Origin of the sequence: Pseudomonas sp. S5F11 (genome assembly GCF_019641515.1) — a bacterium.
Lineage (GTDB): Bacteria > Pseudomonadota > Gammaproteobacteria > Pseudomonadales > Pseudomonadaceae > Aquipseudomonas > Aquipseudomonas rhodesiae.
Genome location: NZ_JAIFJZ010000001.1, coordinates 3,886,174 through 3,902,372, shown reverse-complemented (window position 1 = coordinate 3,902,372; position 16,199 = coordinate 3,886,174). Strand labels below are relative to the sequence as shown.

General features: G+C 60.7%; 16 protein-coding genes. 5 read left to right on the top strand and 11 right to left on the bottom strand.

Annotated elements, in window-relative coordinates; genetic code table 11:
- Window positions 1-90: 90 nt before the first annotated feature.
- From K1567_RS17555 to K1567_RS17545, 3 genes are all read right to left on the bottom strand, one after another.
- A complete protein-coding gene (locus tag K1567_RS17555; protein WP_220698682.1) occupies window positions 91-1,017 on the bottom strand; it encodes an SdiA-regulated domain-containing protein in 927 nt (308 codons plus the stop codon).
- 165 nt (window positions 1,018-1,182) lie between these two features.
- On the bottom strand, window positions 1,183-1,848 hold the full coding sequence (locus K1567_RS17550) for a fumarylacetoacetate hydrolase family protein (RefSeq protein WP_220698681.1): 666 nt from the start codon (window positions 1,846-1,848) through the stop codon (window positions 1,183-1,185).
- A gap of 23 nt (window positions 1,849-1,871) precedes the next feature.
- Window positions 1,872-3,266: an FAD-binding oxidoreductase gene (locus K1567_RS17545; protein ID WP_034101339.1), complete on the bottom strand. Its 1,395-nt coding sequence runs from the start codon at window positions 3,264-3,266 to the stop codon at window positions 1,872-1,874.
- A gap of 204 nt (window positions 3,267-3,470) precedes the next feature.
- Between K1567_RS17545 and serA the strand changes: the two genes are divergently transcribed.
- Window positions 3,471-4,700 carry a phosphoglycerate dehydrogenase gene (gene serA, locus K1567_RS17540; protein WP_034101340.1) on the top strand — a complete coding sequence of 410 codons (1,230 nt, stop codon included), beginning with the start codon at window positions 3,471-3,473 and terminating at the stop codon, window positions 4,698-4,700.
- Between the two features lie 67 nt (window positions 4,701-4,767).
- On the opposite strand, the gene K1567_RS17535 is transcribed toward serA, so the two are convergent.
- Complete coding sequence (locus tag K1567_RS17535; protein WP_034101341.1) at window positions 4,768-5,208, bottom strand: DUF4399 domain-containing protein; 441 nt, start codon at window positions 5,206-5,208, stop codon at window positions 4,768-4,770.
- 134 nt (window positions 5,209-5,342) lie between these two features.
- Between K1567_RS17535 and K1567_RS17530 the strand changes: the two genes are divergently transcribed.
- Window positions 5,343-5,822, top strand: coding sequence for a transporter substrate-binding domain-containing protein (locus K1567_RS17530; protein WP_034101343.1), 480 nt, complete (start codon window positions 5,343-5,345; stop codon window positions 5,820-5,822).
- Window positions 5,823-5,858: 36 nt separating this feature from the next.
- On the opposite strand, the gene K1567_RS17525 is transcribed toward K1567_RS17530, so the two are convergent.
- Both K1567_RS17525 and K1567_RS17520 read right to left on the bottom strand, forming a co-directional pair.
- Complete coding sequence (locus tag K1567_RS17525; protein WP_034101344.1) at window positions 5,859-6,353, bottom strand: DUF523 domain-containing protein; 495 nt, start codon at window positions 6,351-6,353, stop codon at window positions 5,859-5,861.
- Window positions 6,354-6,355: 2 nt separating this feature from the next.
- Window positions 6,356-6,988, bottom strand: coding sequence for a 2OG-Fe(II) oxygenase (locus tag K1567_RS17520; RefSeq protein WP_047881737.1), 633 nt, complete (start codon window positions 6,986-6,988; stop codon window positions 6,356-6,358).
- A 132-nt stretch (window positions 6,989-7,120) separates the two neighbouring features.
- Between K1567_RS17520 and K1567_RS17515 the strand changes: the two genes are divergently transcribed.
- The gene (locus K1567_RS17515) at window positions 7,121-7,873 is read left to right on the top strand and encodes a DUF2059 domain-containing protein (RefSeq protein ID WP_034101347.1); all 753 of its coding nucleotides are present in this window, start codon (window positions 7,121-7,123) and stop codon (window positions 7,871-7,873) included.
- A gap of 41 nt (window positions 7,874-7,914) precedes the next feature.
- On the opposite strand, the gene K1567_RS17510 is transcribed toward K1567_RS17515, so the two are convergent.
- Complete coding sequence (locus K1567_RS17510) at window positions 7,915-8,856, bottom strand: alpha/beta hydrolase (protein ID WP_047881738.1); 942 nt, start codon at window positions 8,854-8,856, stop codon at window positions 7,915-7,917.
- A 90-nt stretch (window positions 8,857-8,946) separates the two neighbouring features.
- Here K1567_RS17510 and K1567_RS17505 point away from each other — a divergent pair, with 90 nt between their 5' ends.
- Entirely contained in the window at window positions 8,947-9,522 is a 576-nt protein-coding gene (locus K1567_RS17505; protein ID WP_034101350.1) for a DUF6436 domain-containing protein, read from the top strand.
- A 31-nt stretch (window positions 9,523-9,553) separates the two neighbouring features.
- A complete protein-coding gene (locus K1567_RS17500; protein WP_184336340.1) occupies window positions 9,554-11,908 on the top strand; it encodes a penicillin acylase family protein in 2,355 nt (784 codons plus the stop codon).
- Window positions 11,909-12,038: 130 nt separating this feature from the next.
- Here K1567_RS17500 and K1567_RS17495 read toward each other — a convergent pair whose 3' ends face one another.
- The 4 genes from K1567_RS17495 to K1567_RS17480 all read right to left on the bottom strand — a co-directional run bounded on the left by K1567_RS17495 (window position 12,039) and on the right by K1567_RS17480 (window position 16,140).
- The gene (locus K1567_RS17495; RefSeq protein ID WP_034101352.1) at window positions 12,039-12,923 is read right to left on the bottom strand and encodes an ABC transporter permease subunit; all 885 of its coding nucleotides are present in this window, start codon (window positions 12,921-12,923) and stop codon (window positions 12,039-12,041) included.
- Window positions 12,920-13,840, bottom strand: a complete 921-nt coding sequence (locus K1567_RS17490) for an ABC transporter permease subunit (RefSeq protein WP_034101353.1) — start codon at window positions 13,838-13,840, stop codon at window positions 12,920-12,922. Before K1567_RS17490 ends, K1567_RS17495 begins: the two co-directional genes overlap by 4 nt.
- Entirely contained in the window at window positions 13,837-14,979 is a 1,143-nt protein-coding gene (locus tag K1567_RS17485; RefSeq protein ID WP_034101355.1) for an ABC transporter ATP-binding protein, read from the bottom strand. Before K1567_RS17485 ends, K1567_RS17490 begins: the two co-directional genes overlap by 4 nt.
- A 66-nt stretch (window positions 14,980-15,045) precedes the next feature.
- Entirely contained in the window at window positions 15,046-16,140 is a 1,095-nt protein-coding gene (locus K1567_RS17480; protein WP_034101356.1) for a polyamine ABC transporter substrate-binding protein, read from the bottom strand.
- Window positions 16,141-16,199 lie beyond the last annotated feature (59 nt).

The following is a 16,199-nucleotide window of genomic DNA, read 5'->3' as shown; positions in this document are numbered from 1 at the left end:
AAATATCACGCCGGTCTGAATTTAAACTTAAACGCGCCCCACTGTCTGACGAATGCCGTTGAAAGAGAAATATCCGACGTATTTCGCCAGCTATTTCTGCTTTTCGAAACGATAGAACAGGTTCGGCTCGCTCACCACGTACAGGTTGCCGTCCTCGTCCATGGTCACCCCTTCGGCTCGCGGAATCGTGTCCTTGAGGCCGTTGAAGCCACCGAGCAAGGTCATGAAGCTCACCTGCTCGCCCTTTTCATCCAGCTCCAGCAATAAGTGAGAATCGGCCGATAACGCCAGCATGTGGCCCGTGCGCGAATCGATGGCCAGAGCCGAGAGATTGCGCATGTCCAACTCTTTGCTAGCCAGCTTTTGTTTATCGCCAGTCAGGGTCTGGCTGCCGTCGCTTTTCCAGGTGAACAATGCCGGTGGACGCTCTTCACCGAGCACCAGTTGCTGAGTGCGTTTGTCCCAGGTTACGGCCTCAAACGCTTTGTTCTGGTCTATGGAGGGGCCCAGGTCGTAACTGGTAAAGTCGGCTTTGTTCAACTGCTGGGTCGTGGCATCGACCTTGACGATGGTCAGCGTGTGTTGACGTTCATCGACCACCGCCATCAGGCCGTTTTCCAGCATCGTGACGCCCTCCGGGTTGCTCCAGCCGTTGAGCAGCATCTTGCGCAGCACGTCGCCTTGCAGGTTCAGCTCCACAAGAAAGGCGTTTTTGCCCATGACAGAAAACAGGGTTTTGGTCAGTGGGTTATAGGTGAGGTCCGACGCTTCGTCTTTTTCCATGCCCGGCAGCACCTTGGCATCGATCACCGCCTGATAGTCCGGCAGCCAGACACTTTCCTTGCGCTCGGCAGGGCTTTCAAATCGCTCCAGCACCCACAGCACACCGCGATCGTCCCAATGCATCGCCCACGCCACGCCATACACCACCGCCCCAACCAGAAACAGCCAGGAATACCAGCGCAGGGCGAAGCGGGAGCGGGGCTTGGATGTTGCAGAGGGCAGAGGCACGGCCATTGAGCGCTTTTCCGAGGAGTGAGTAGGGAATTAGCACAGGATCAATGGGCTCGCGTGCTGGGGTCTGAAGATTATCCGGATCGCGTGTGAAAAAAATGCAAACGTCGCTTAGTGAGACATGCTCAGACCGAACGCAGGAGGGGGTAAGCCCCCCTCCTAGCGCTCTTAGCGGACGACGCTTTCGAAGCGACTTACGCCCGGCAATTCCAGCACCAGTTCATCGCCTGCATTCAACGGGCCTACGCCGGCCGGGGTGCCGGTGAGGATCACATCCCCCGCCTGCAGCGAGAAGCAGCCGGCCATGTACTGGATCATCGGAACGATAGGGTTGAGCATCTGCGCGCTGTTACCGTCCTGGCGCAGTTCGCCATTGATGGTCAGGCGAATGCCGATGTCGGTCAGGTCCGGGAAGGTGCTGCCGACCACGAAGGGCGCAATCACCGCCGCGCCGTCGAACGACTTGGCGATTTCCCACGGCAGGCCCTTGGCTTTCAGTTTGGCCTGCTTGTCGCGCAGGGTCAGATCCAACGCCGGGGCGAAGCCGGAAATGGCATCCAGCACTTCTTCACGGCTAGGCTTGGCCGACAATGGTTTGCCGATCAACACCGCGATTTCCGCCTCGTAGTGCACCGAACCACGTTCTGCGGGAATAGCGAAACCGCCTTCCAACGGCACCACGCAACTGCCCGGCTTGATGAACAGCAAAGGTTCGGTCGGCACCGGGTTATCCAGTTCCTTGGCATGTTCGGCGTAATTGCGCCCAATACACACCACTTTCCCCACAGGAAAGTGGATATTGGTGCCGTCGACATACTTGTGCTGGTAGCTCATGAAACGACTCCTTCAGGGGCGGTTTAAACAGCGAAGATCTTGCCGGGGTTCATGATCCCGTTCGGGTCGAACACCGCTTTGACGGCTTTCATGTATTCGATTTCAACTGGCGAACGGCTGTAGGTCAGGTAGTCGCGTTTGGTCATACCCACGCCGTGCTCGGCGGAGATCGAACCGTTGTATTTCTCGACGGTTTCAAAGACCCACTTGTTGACGGTGGCGCACTTGGCGAAGAACTCATCCTTGCTCAGATTTTCCGGCTTGAGGATGTTCAGGTGCAGGTTGCCGTCACCAATGTGACCGAACCAGACGATCTCGAAGTCCGGGTAGTGTTCACCGACGATCGCGTCGATTTCCTTCAAGAACGCCGGCACTTTGCTGACGGTCACCGAAATATCGTTCTTGTAAGGCGTCCAGTGGGAAATGGTCTCGGAGATGTACTCGCGCAGTTTCCACAGGTTGTGCAATTGGGTTTCGCTTTGGCTCATCACGCCGTCCAGCACCCAGCCCTGCTCGACGCAGTGCTCGAAGGTTTCCAGGGCATGGTTGGCGACTTCTTCGGTGGTGGCTTCGAATTCCAGCAGCGCGTAGAACGGGCACTCGGTTTCGAACGGCGCCGGCACGTCGCCACGGCCGAGGACTTTGGCCAGGGCCTTGTCGGAGAAGAATTCGAAAGCAGTCAGGTCCAACTTGCCCTGGAAGGCATGCAGCACCGGCATGATCGAGTCGAAATCGGTGGTGCCCAGCACCATGGCGGTGAGGTTCTTCGGTGCACGGTCCAGGCGCATGGTGGCTTCGACCACAAAGCCCAGGGTGCCTTCGGCGCCGATAAACAGCTGGCGCATGTCATAGCCGGTGGCGTTCTTGATCAGGTCGCGGTTCAGCTCCAGCACGTCGCCCTTGCCGGTGACGACTTTGATGCCGGCCACCCAGTTACGGGTCATACCATAGCGAATGACCTTGATCCCGCCGGCATTGGTGCCGATATTGCCGCCAATCTGACTGGAACCGGAGGATGCAAAGTCCACGGGGTAGTACAGGCCGTTTTCTTCGGCGACGTTCTGCAACTGCTTGGTGACCACGCCCGGCTGGCACACGGCGGTGCGGTCGGTGAGGTTTACGTCGAGGATCTGGTTCATATAGTCGAAAGACACCACCACTTCGCCATTAGCCGCAACGGCTGCGGCCGACAGCCCCGTACGCCCGCCGGACGGCACCAGCGCCACCTTGCGCTCATTGGCCCAACGCACAACCGCCTGCACCTGCTCGATGGTCTTGGGAAACACGATGGCGGTCGGCGCGGGGGCGAAGTGCTTGGTCCAATCCTTGCCGTAAGCCTCCAGGGAGTCGGCGTCGGTCAGCACTTTGCCGGGCTCAACCAGGGTCTTTAGCTCATCAATCAGGGCAGGATGGGTCATCGACAGAACTCTCGAACAATTCATGGTCATCCTGAGAACGCTTCACGTCGCAGGATAGGTGTTTAGCGGGGCGCATATGCTAGCATACCGCCCCCGCAGGACAGAGCCCAAGGGCGTTTCTGCGGTGACGGCTTTCCTGCCGTCCGGGTCAGCTTAAGTGATCCGACTCCCTGCCATTTTTCTCCGGGATACAGGTTTACGCAGATGAGCAAGACTTCTCTCGATAAGAGCAAGATCAAGTTCCTTCTTCTGGAAGGCGTCCACCCATCGGCTGTCGACGTTCTGAAAGCCGCCGGGTACACCAGCATTGAGTACATCACCAGCTCTCTGCCGGAAGCCCAGCTCAAGGAAAAGATCGCCGACGCGCACTTTATCGGCATTCGCTCACGCACTCAGTTGACCGAAGAGATCTTCGATCACGCCAAGAAACTCGTGGCGGTCGGCTGTTTCTGCATCGGCACCAACCAGGTCGACCTCAACGCCGCACGCGAGCGCGGTATTGCGGTGTTCAACGCACCGTACTCCAACACCCGTTCCGTGGCGGAGCTGGTGTTGGCCGAGGCGATCCTGTTGCTGCGCGGCATCCCGGAGAAGAACGCTTCCTGCCACCGTGGCGGCTGGATCAAAAGCGCGGCCAATTCCTTCGAAATCCGCGGCAAAAAGCTGGGCATCGTCGGTTACGGTTCGATCGGCACGCAGTTGTCGGTGCTGGCTGAAGGCCTGGGCATGCAGGTGTTCTTCTATGACACCCTGACCAAGCTGCCGCTGGGCAACGCCACTCAAGTGTCAAGCCTGACCGAGTTGCTGGGCATGTCCGACATCGTGACCTTGCACGTTCCGGAAACCGCTGAAACCCAGTGGATGATCGGCGAGAAGGAAATCCGCGCCATCAAGAAAGGCGGCATCCTGATCAACGCCGCGCGCGGCACCGTGGTCGAGCTGGACGCCCTGGCCGACGCGATCAAGGACAAGCACCTGATCGGCGCCGCCATCGACGTATTCCCGGTAGAACCTCGCTCCAACGACGACATCTTCGAAAGCCCGCTGCGTGGCCTGGACAACGTGATCCTCACCCCGCACATCGGCGGTTCCACCGCTGAAGCCCAGGCCAACATCGGCCTGGAAGTGGCCGAGAAGCTGGTCAAGTACAGCGACAACGGTACGTCGGTCTCGTCCGTCAACTTCCCGGAAGTGGCCCTGCCGGCTCACCCTGGCAAGCACCGCCTGTTGCACATCCACCAGAACATTCCGGGTGTGATGAGCGAGATCAACAAGGTTTTCGCGGAAAACGGCATCAACATCTCCGGTCAGTTCCTGCAGACCAACGAGAAAGTCGGCTACGTGGTAATCGATGTCGACGCCGAGTACTCGGACCTGGCGCAAGAGAAGCTGCAGCACATCAACGGCACTATCCGTAGCCGCGTGTTGTTCTAAGGCTTTAACCGCTGCACAAAAAATGGGAGACCCGCAGGGGTCTCCCATTTTTTTGTCCGTAGAACGCTTACTTAACGTTAACGGTGATGACTTTCGAGGCGACCGTTGGCTCGAACTGGCGATGCACGTTGTCGCCCGCCACCAGTTGCAAGGTGTGCTTGCCTGGGGTCAGGGTGAGTTCGGTTTCGGTTTGCGCCTTGCCGAAGTGGATCGAGGTGGCGGTGGCCGGGATCGCCTCGTCGGCTTTAAGCGCCGTCACGTCCTGATCGACCAGCAGGTGATGGTGGCCGGCGTTAGGCACTTGCTTATCGATAGGTTCCAGGTCCAGGTGCTTGACGCCGAATTTGACCTTGAAGGTTTTGTCGACGGTCGCGCCATCCTTCGGCGAGACGATAAACACTTCGGCACCTTCAGGCGCCGGCGTACGTGGAAGGTCGGCGGCGCTGGCCAACATCGAGGCACCCAGCAACAGGCTGGCAATCGTTGCACGGGACAAAAGGGCTTTCATTCGCTTCTCCAGTTTTTCTGTGAAATCTGTAGGTTTATGACAACTTCGCGGCAAATTGCTGTCCAAGGCACTCAACACCATAGCAAAGCGATGCTGAACGGCGCCTCGCACATTCGAATTCTCTAGGAGTGACCATGCGCTTTTCGCCTGGCCTGTTACTGCTGCTTCCTCTTCTGAGCCCTTTGGCCCATGCCGAACTGATCGACGATGTGAACGATCGAGGCGAACTGCGCATCGCCCTTGAAGCCACTCACCCGCCGTTCAACTTCAAGGAGGGCGACAAGCTCACCGGCTTTGAAGTGGAGCTGGGCGAGCAACTGGCCAAGGAAATGGATGTGCGCCCGTCCTTCATCACCACCGATGACACTGACTTGCTGCAAGGGGTGGAAAGCGGCAAATACGACGTGGCCATCAACCATATCGCTATGACTGCCGAGCTGCGTGATCGGTTCGATTTCAGCGAGAGCTATAACCAGGCGCCTGACCTGGCGATCCCGTTCCAGAAGGGCAATCCGGCGTTCAAGGCCAGCCTGGACAAAGCCTTGGAGCGGGTGAAGGCGGATGGGCGGTTGAAGGCGCTGTCCCACAAGTGGCTTGAAAGCGACGCCCAGTAACGCCAACGCGCTGGCAGCCCTCTCCCGCCTTTTTGATTAGGTCGGGATTGAAAGCTGAGCCAGCGCGGCGGCAGCCTCGGGCAACTCCAGCTCGCTGAACACCTGCACGCCATGGCGCTTGAGTAGCGCCGCCGTGACCCCTTCGCCGCTGACTTTGACGCCTGTGAACGTACCGTCATAGGTGAGCAGATTGCCGCAGGAGGGGCTATTGGCCTTGAGCACAGCGATACGGATGCCGTGGCGCTGCACCAGCGCCAATGCCTGGCGCGCGCCGTCGAGGAACGCGGCGCTGAAGTCTTCGCCCGCGGCGGTGAGCACCTGGGCCCGGCCTTCCCACACATCGATGCCCTGCCCGCCCGGAATCTCCGCAGACGGGCGCGGCGTCGGCAAGCCGCCCGCGACTTCCGGGCAAACCGCCACTACCCGCCCTTCTGCCTGCCAAGCCGCCAATTGGTCGAACGGCCCACTGGCCCCACCGTCGTAGCGCACCTTATGCCCGAGCAGGCAGCGGCTGATCAGTATCTTGTGCATGCTCAGAACGGCTCGTTGCCCCGCCGACGGAACCAGCCGGTCAGGGACAGCCGTTCGCGCGTGGCGGGCATGACTTCGTGGGGGATGACGCCGGACAGGAACACCACCAGACAACCGCCGACAGGGGTCACGTCGTATTCGACGTCGTCCTTGAGGTACATGCGCAACTGGCCGCCGTGTTCGGGCAGCCAGGCGTCATTCAGGTAGATCACCGCCGAGACCATGCGCCGGTCATCATCGCGAAAGCGATCCAGATGTTTGAGGTAAAACGCCCCTGGCGGGTACATGGCGAAATGGCTTTCGAAATCTTCCAGGCCGAGGAACAGCCCCCGGTTCATCGCCAGGCGCAGGCTATCCATCACCGCCATGTAGGTGTCGCAGACGGCGGCGTCACCCTCCTCCAGCCATTGGATACGGTCGCCGCGAATACCCTCGCGGATCTCCTGGGCCGGGCCGCGCCCAACCGCCGCGGGCGCCAATTCACCCTCGGCGGCACGTTTACGGCACTCAGCCGCCAGTTCCAGGGTCAGAGCCTGGGGCAGGAAGCCGTTCTGCTGCGACCAACCTTTCTCGGCCAGGTCGTCGACAATACGTTGCAGCAGGGGATGATCGAAGGGTATTTGCATGGCGCGCATAGTATCCATACGCCTGTGAATCCGACAGAGCCGCCGAGCGTCTGAACACAGATTAGTTCATGTGACTGACAGGATTTCTCGACAAATCCTACGCCCCACACGGACAATAGTGGCCGACTGACAGGAGTCCATATGCGTCGTTTGTTTTTTTCCTTGCTGATGTTCTGCGTTTTGCCCGCCTGGGCAGACGGCCATGACCAGTTGTACAAGGTTGCCGGCTGGGCCGAACAACGTGCGCATTTCACCGATGCCCTCGCGGCGGCCCAACAGCGCTACCGCAATAGCCTGCCGCCGGCGGTGTATCAGGCACTGGTGGACAACAGCAACCAACGCTTCGCCGCCCAGGCCATGGATCAGCGCGCCGAAGCGCAGTTGCGCAAGCACTTGGCGGACCCGGCACCAGCGCTGGCGTTCTTTCAGTCACCCTTGGGGCGCAAGATCGTCGCCGCCGAATTACTCGCTACCCGCCGCGATCAATTGGCCAAAAACGCCCAGGGCCTGCCGAAGATCCAGGCCGACGCCACCCGCAGCCTGATCATCGGCCACCTGGCCCAAGCCCTGCCCGCCCGTGAGGCCGGCGCAGAGGTCAGCCTGGCGATTGCCGGCGTGGCGGCCGACAGCCTCAGCCAAATGATCCCTGGCCTGCTGGGCGGCGGTCAGGCCCAGGGCATGTTGAATGGCCAACGTGAGCGCTTGATGCAGCAGATCGGTAATGACCTGAACAACACGTTGCTGTACGTCTATCGCGATTTGTCCGACCCGGAGCTGGAAGAATTCGCCACGTTCGCCGAGTCGCCGGAGGGTAAGGCGTATTACCAGGCGGCGCTGGCGGCGATTCGCGCAGGCCTGGCAGTCGGCCAGAGCACCTCAAGCCTGACGCAGTAGAAATGTGGGAGGGGCTTGCCCCCTCCCCCACTTGCACCGCGTTATTTCAGATGGTCCGTCAAATACCGGAAGTACTCTTCGCGAATCTCTGGAATCTCATTGGCCAGGTGATGCCGTCCACGGGGCAGCATCAGCACCTCGGGCCGGTCGAACTTGCCGCGCAGCACGTGCAGGTTGTGCTGCCAGTCCACCGTCATGTCTTCCTCCCCCTGCACGATCACCGGCCGCCGCGTGCTGCGCGGGGCGGCCTCGATGCGTTTGATCCAGCGCGCCAGGGCGCCCACCCAGGCGGTGGGTAGTTGCCGCGGCTGCAGCGGATCGGCTTCCAGGAACGGCCGAAAGGCCGGGTCGTTGGAGTTGTCGCTGAACCGCCGCGCAATACCTTTGACGAATGGCCTCAGCAGGTAATAGCTGACCTGGGACCAGCCCCACGCGCGCGGACGCACCAGCGGTGACAGCAGCAGCACTTTGCCTTGCGCCGGGCTCTCGGCGCCGTGGTGCAGCAGATGATCCACCACGATCGCGCCGCCGGTGCTTTGCCCGAACAGGTGCCAAGGCTTGGGCAGCTGCAGTGTCTCGGCCTGGGCGAACAGGGCTTGAACCACATCTTGGTATACCGCGAAATCATCGATGCTGGCGCGCGCGCCACTGGACAAGCCATGCCCCGGCAAATCGCAGGCGATCACGACGAAGCCCTGGTCCAGTGCCCAGTCCACTACGTTGCGGTACAGCCCCATGTGGTCGTAGAAGCCGTGAAACAAAAACATCGTCGCCACCGGCACCGGCGGCCACCACACCTGCGCCACCACGTCGAAACCGTCCACCTCAAAGCGCCCCAGGCGACTCACCGCCGGCACTTTGCGCGCGGGCAGGTCCAGCCCGTAAAAACGCTGGTAGACCCGCGCCTCGGCGCTGAGCGGTTGCGCATCCGACAAGGGGCGCAAGCTGTCGCGCAGATGATCCGGGTCAAAGGTGACGGGCATAAAGGGTTTCCAGGCTCACAATATCGAGCTGCGATATTCATCTGTCAGGGCAGGCATGGCAAGCTACGCGACCTGCGAGGATAGATCCGAATGCGACAGACCCACCGTACCGCCCTGTTCGCCAGCCTGATCCTGATTATCTGCACCGGCGTGCTGTGGACGGCGTATGACTGGTTTCAGGGCCGCTATCTGCGCGCTTTCAGCGAGCACACGGCGGTTTTTTCCGGCGATGCGCTGCAACTGCCCGCCGAACTCAGCGGCCCAGGCCCGATCCGCCTGGTGCATTTCTGGGACCCGGCGTGCCCGTGCAATGTGATCAACCAGCAACATCTGGGCGAGCTGATCGAGCAGTACGCGTCCAAAGGCGTTGAGTTCTACGCCCTGCAAAAAGCCGGCAGCCATGGCCAATTACCGGACAACCTGCGCCAGATGAAAATCCTCACTGCCCTGCCCGGTGCCGACCAGGTGCCGGCCAGCCCCGCCGTGGGCATCTGGGACCGCAGCGGCAAGCTCGCGTATTTCGGGCCCTACAGCGAGGGCCTGACGTGCAACGCCAACAACAGTTTTATCGAGCCGATCCTGCAAGCGCTCGACGCCGGGCGCGAGGTGAATGCCACGCACACCCTGGCGGTGGGCTGCTATTGTTCGTGGTCAACCGGGCCGTAGGCCGCCACCCCATTCTTGGTAAGGACTCTTCATGAAGCGCGTCTTGCAGGCTCTCGCGGCTGTAGTGGTGCTGCTCGCTCTCGGCGCCGGTTGGTATGTGTACAGCAAACAACCCACGCGCCAGGGCACGGTGACACTGGCCCATCTGCAAGGCTCGGTCACCGTGCGCTATGACGACCGTGGCGTGCCGCATATCCGTGCCGAGAACGAAACCGATCTGTATCGCGCCCTGGGCTATGTGCACGCCCAGGACCGGCTGTTTCAGATGGAGATCATGCGCCGCCTGGCCCGTGGCGAACTCGCCGAAGTGCTGGGCCCCAAGGTGGTCGACACCGACAAACTGTTCCGCAGCCTGCGCATCCGCGACCGCGCCGCGACCTATGTGGCGCAGCTGGATCATGCATCGGCGCACTGGAAGGCGCTGCAAGCCTATCTGGATGGAATCAACCAGTATCAGGACAGCCACGCCAGCCCGATGGAGTTCGACGTGCTGGGCATCCCCAAGCGGCCCTTCACGGCTGAAGACACCATCAGCGTGGCCGGGTATATGGCCTACAGCTTTGCTGCCGCGTTTCGTACCGAACCATTGCTGACTTACATCCGCGATCAATTGGGCAGCGACTACCTGAAGGTTTTCGACCTCGACTGGCAACCCAAGGGCGCCCTTAACCTGGCCGCCAGCGACTGGCAATCCCTCGGCGCCCTCGCCGCTCTGAGCGACCAGGCCCTGGCCGGCAACGGCCTGCCGCAGTTCGAGGGCAGCAACGCCTGGGCCATCAGCGGCAGCCGTACCCGCAGCGGCAAACCGTTGCTGGCGGGCGACCCGCATATCCGTTTTTCCGTGCCGTCGGTGTGGTACGAGGCGCAACTGTCGGCGCCGGGTTTTGAGTTGTACGGCTATCACAATGCATTGGTGCCGATGGCATTCTTGGGGCATAACCTGGATTTCGGGTGGAGCCTGACCATGTTCCAGAACGACGATCTCGACTTGATCGCCGAGAAGGTCAACCCGGACAATCCCAATCAGGTCTGGTATCAGGGCCAGTGGGTCGACCTGACCCGCAGCGAACAACAGATCGCGGTCAAGGGCCAGGCACCGGTCACCCTCACCCTGCGCCAGTCGCCCCATGGGCCGATCATCAATGACGTGCTTGGCGAGACGGCAGGCAACACCCCCATCGCGATGTGGTGGGCCTTTCTCGACACTCAGAACCCGATCCTTGAAGGCTTTTACCAGCTCAACCGCGCCGATACGCTGGCCAAAGCCCGCGCCGCTGCGGCCAAGGTCTCGGCACCCGGCTTGAATATCGTGTGGGCCAATGCCAAGGGCGATATCGGCTGGTGGGCGGCGGCGCAGTTACCGATTCGTCCGGCAGGCGTGAACCCAGGGTTTATCCTCGACGGCAGTACCACCCAGGCCGACAAACTTGGCTTCTACCCCTTCAGCGCCAACCCTCAGGAAGAAAACCCGGCGCGCGGCTATGTGGTCTCTGCCAACGCCCAGCCAGCGTCGCCTACGGGCATGGAAATCCCCGGTTATTACAACCTGGCCGACCGTGGCCAGCAGTTGAACGCCCAGTTGAGCGACGCCCGAGTGAAGTGGGACGTGACCAACAGCCAAGCCTTGCAACTGGGCACCACCACCGCGTTCGGCCCACGCCTGCTGGCACCGCTGCTGCCAGTGCTGCGTGAGGTGGTCAAGGACCCGGCGCAACTTAAGCTGGTGGATCAACTGGCCAACTGGAAAGGCGACTACCCGCTGGATTCCATCAGCGCCACGCTGTTCAACCAGTTCCTGTTCAACCTCGCCGATGCGGCCTTCCACCCCAAACTCGGCGACGCGATGTTCAAGACCCTGATCAGCACCCGCGTGATCGACGCTGCCTTGCCACGCCTGGCAGCCGCTGCGGACTCGCCCTGGTGGGGCGGCAAACGCACCGACACCGTCAAGCTCGCCTGGGACAGCAGCCTCGCCCACCTCAAGGCCACCCTCGGCGACGACCCGAACCAGTGGCAATGGGGCAAGGCGCATACGTTGACCCACGGTCATCCGCTGGGCATGCAGAAGCCACTGGATAGGGTATTCAACGTCGGCCCGTTCCCCGCACCGGGCACCCATGAAGTGCCGAATAACCAATCCGCTGCCATCGGCCCGGCGCCCTGGCCAGTGACGTACGGCCCATCCACCCGCCGCCTGATCGACTTCGCCGATGTAGCCCACGCCCTGACCATCAATCCCGTGGGGCAAAGCGGCGTGCCGTTCGACAAGCATTACGGCGACCAGGCCGAGACCTATATCGAAGGGGGCTATGAGCAGGCGCATTTGAGCGATGAAGAAGTCACGGCCAATACCCGCGGCACGCTGAAGCTATTGCCCGCTCGATAACGGCCTGTAGCGCGGGCAAAAAAGTGGGAGGGTGCTTGCCCCCGATAGCAGTGGGTCAGTCACTGCATCTGTTGACTGATTCACCGCTATCGGGGGCAAGCCCCCTCCCACATTTGGATCGCGTAGATCTTTAGACCGGTGCTGGCGCGCGGCGCTTGTCCGGTTGCTGCCAGCCGTCGGCGGCGGCCTCTTCGATGGCTTGCTGGATGGCTTTCTTGCGCATCTCTTCGGCACGCCGGCTGAAGAACCACACCAGGAAGGTCACCAGCGACACCGCCAGCAGAATCAGGCTGGCCACGGCGTTGATCTCGGGCTTAACCCCCAGACGTACGGCCGAGAACACTTCCATCGGCAGGGTCGTGGAGCCTGGGCCCGACACGAAGCTGGCGAGTACCAGGTCATCCAGGGACAACGCGAACGACATCATGCCGCCCGCCGCCAATGACGGCGCGATCATCGGGATGGTGATCAGGAAGAACACCTTCCACGGCCGCGCGCCCAGGTCCATCGCCGCTTCTTCGATCGACAGGTCCAGCTCACGCAAGCGCGCCGACACCACCACCGCCACATACGCGGCACAGAACGTGGTGTGGGCGATCCAGATGGTGACGATGCCACGCTCCTGGGGCCAGCCGATCATCTGCGCCATGGCCACGAACAGCAGCAACAGCGACAGACCGGTGATCACTTCCGGCATCACCAGTGGCGCGGTCACGAGGCCGCCGAACAGCGTGCGGCCCTTGAAGTGACTGATGCGCGTAAGCACAAAGGCCGCCAGGGTGCCCAGCGCCACCGCAGCGATTGCGGTGTAGCAGGCGATTTCCAGGGAGCGGGCCACCGAGCCCATCAATTGGGTGTTATCCAACAGGCCCACGTACCACTTGATCGACCAACCGCCCCACACCGTCACCAGTTTGGATTCGTTGAACGAGTAGATCACCAGAATCAGCATCGGCAGGTAGATGAACAGCAACCCCGCCACCAGCATGAAGCTTGAGAAACTGAAGCGCTTCATATCTTGCCCTCCATCTCTTTGGCTTGGCTGCGGTTGAACAGGATGATCGGCACGATCAGGATCGCCAGCATCACCACCGCCAGTGCAGAGGCCACCGGCCAGTCACGGTTATTGAAGAATTCCTGCCACAACACTTTACCGATCATCAGGGTTTCCGGGCCGCCCAGCAGTTCAGGGATCACGAACTCGCCCACCACCGGAATGAAGACCAGCATGCAGCCAGCGATGATGCCGTTCTTGGACAGCGGCACGGTGATCTTCCAGAAGCTGTTGAAGGTGCTCGAACCCAGATCAGACGCGGCTTCCAGCAGGCTCTGATCGTGCTTCACCAGGTTGGCGTACAGCGGCAGGATCATGAACGGCAGGTAGGAATAGACCACGCCGATGTACACCGCGATGTTGGTGTTGAGGATCTGCAACGGTTCGCTGATCAGCCCGATGGACATCAGGAATCCGTTGAGCAAGCCGTTGTTGCTGAGGATGCCCATCCACGCATACACGCGGATCAGGATCGCGGTCCAGGTCGGCATCATGATCAGCAGCACCAGCACGGTCTGCATCTCTTTGCGCGCGCTGGCGATGGCGTAGGCCATCGGGTAACCGATCAGCAGGCACAGCAGCGTGCTGAAGAACGCCATTTTCAGCGAGCCCAGGTACGCGGCGATGTACAACTCGTCGTCGCCAAGCATCGCGTAGTTGGCCAGGTTGAGCACCAACTGCAGCTTCTGCTCAACGAAGGTGTAGATCTCGGTGTACGGAGGGATCGCTACATCGGCTTCGGCAAAGCTGATTTTCAGCACGATGAAAAACGGCAGGGCGAAGAACAGGAACAGCCACAGGAATGGAATCCCGATGACCACCTGCTTGCCGCTGGGGACGATGCGGAGCAAGCGCCGCTTGAGCTTCTTCATGTTCATGAGCGAAGTACCACGCCGCTGTCGTCTTCCCACCAGACGTAAACCTGATCACCCCAGGTGGGGCGCTGGCCACGGCGCTCGGCGTTGGCCACGAAGGACTGCACCAGCTTGCCGCTCGGCAACTCCACGTAGAACACCGAGTGGCCGCCCAGGTAGGCGATGTCGTGGACCTTGCCGCTGGACCAGTTGTGTTCGCAGGTCGGCATTTCGGTGGTGACCAGCAGTTTTTCCGGGCGGATGGCGTAGGTCACCGACTTGTCTTCCACCGAGGTGGCAATGCCGTAGCCTACGTAAATGTCGCGGTCCAGATCAGCGCACTTGAGCACCGCGTGGCCTTCGGCGTCGTCCACCACTTGGGTGTCGAAGATGTTGACGTTGCCGATGAACTCGCACACCAGGCGGCTGGTGGGGGTTTCATAGATATCGATCGGGCTGCCGATCTGGGCGATCCAGCCCAGGTGCATGATTGCGATGCGCTCGGCCATGGTCATGGCCTCTTCCTGGTCGTGGGTCACCATCACGCAGGTCACGCCGACGCGTTCGATGATTTCCACCAGCTCCAGTTGCATCTGCGAACGCAGTTTTTTGTCCAGGGCGCCCATAGGCTCATCGAGCAGCAGCAGCTTCGGGCGCTTGGCCAGGGAACGGGCCAGGGCCACGCGCTGGCGTTGGCCGCCGGACAACTGATGCGGCTTGCGCTTGGCGTACTGGCTCATCTGCACCAGCTTGAGCATCTCGGCCACGCGGGCGTCGATCTCGGCCTTGGGAATCTTGTCCTGTTGCAGGCCGAAGGCGATGTTCTGCGCCACGGTCATGTGCGGGAACAGCGCATAGGACTGGAACATCATGTTGATCGGCCGCTCATAGGGCGGCATATCGGTGATGTCCACACCGTCGAGGTAGATGCGGCCTTCCGTTGGCCGTTCGAAGCCCGCGAGCATGCGCAGCAAAGTGGATTTGCCCGAACCCGAACCGCCGAGCAAGGCGAAGATCTCGCCTTTCTTGATTTCCAGGGACACATCGTCCACGGCAATCGTCTCGTCGAACTTCTTCGTGACCCGGTCGATTTTGACCAGCACCTTTTTCGGTGTCTGGTCGCCCTCGAGGGCTTTCTTATAGGCGCCGGAGGCAACTGCCATTTACGAAACTCCCAAAAAAATAGACTGCGGTTCACCCGAGGCGGGCGAACCCAGGAAAGTTGTGCCTTATTTGCCCGTCTTGACCTTGGTCCAGCTACGGGTCATTAAACGCTGCACCTTCGGGGGTAGCTCGAAGTTGACGAATGTCCGGTCGAGAACCGCCTGCGGTGGGTAAACCGCTTCGTCGGTGCGTATCGATTGCTCCATCAGCTTGTCCGCCCCTGGGTTAGGGTTGGCGTAACCGACGACGTCGCTGACCTGGGCGATGACCTCAGGTTGCAGCAAATAGTTGATGAAGGCATGGGCCTCCTTGACGTTGGTGGCGTCCTTAGGGATGGCCAGCACGTCGAACCACAGGTTGCCGCCTTCTTTCGGAATGACGTAGGCGATGTTCACGCCTTTGCCCGCCTCGCTTGCGCGAGCCTTGGCCTGGAACACATCGCCAGAGAACCCGGCGGCCACGCAGATATTGCCGTTGGCCAGGTCAGAGATGTATTTGGATGAGTGGAAGTAGGTCACGTAGGGCCGCACTTTCAGCAGCTTTGCTTCGGCCTTTTTGTAGTCTTCCGGGTTGGTGCTGTTGGGGTTCAGGCCCATGTAGTTGAGCACCGCGGGCAGCATTTCATCCGCCGAATCCATGAACGACACACCACAGGTGGCCAGTTTTTTCATGTTTTCCGGTTCGAACAGTACGGCCCAGGAGTCGATATGGTCGACGCCCAGCACTTCTTTGACTTTGTCGACGTTATAGCCGATGCCATTGGTGCCCCACAGGTACGGCACGGCGTACTGGTTGCCCGGGTCGTTCTTTTCCAGGCGCTTGAGCAGTGCCGGGTCGAGGTTGGCGTAATTGGTCAGCAACGATTTATCGAGCTTCTGGAACGCCCCGGCCTTGATCTGCTTGCCGAGGAAGTGATTGGACGGCACCACCACGTCGTAGCCGGTGTGCCCGGCCAGCAATTTGCCTTCCAGGGTTTCATTGGAGTCGAACACGTCGTACACAGGCTTGATGCCGCTCGCCTTCTCGAAGTCGGCCAGGGTGTCGGTGCCGATGTAATCCGACCAGTTATAAATATGCACGGTCGGTGCAGCCTGCACGCTGATAGCCAGCGTGATACCTGCACTCAGCAGCATGGCTTTGCGAAATAAAGAAATTGGCAAGTGGAGGTCCTCTTAAATAGTTGGGCCCAAAGTTGTTGCCCGGCAACAAAACCGGCGCG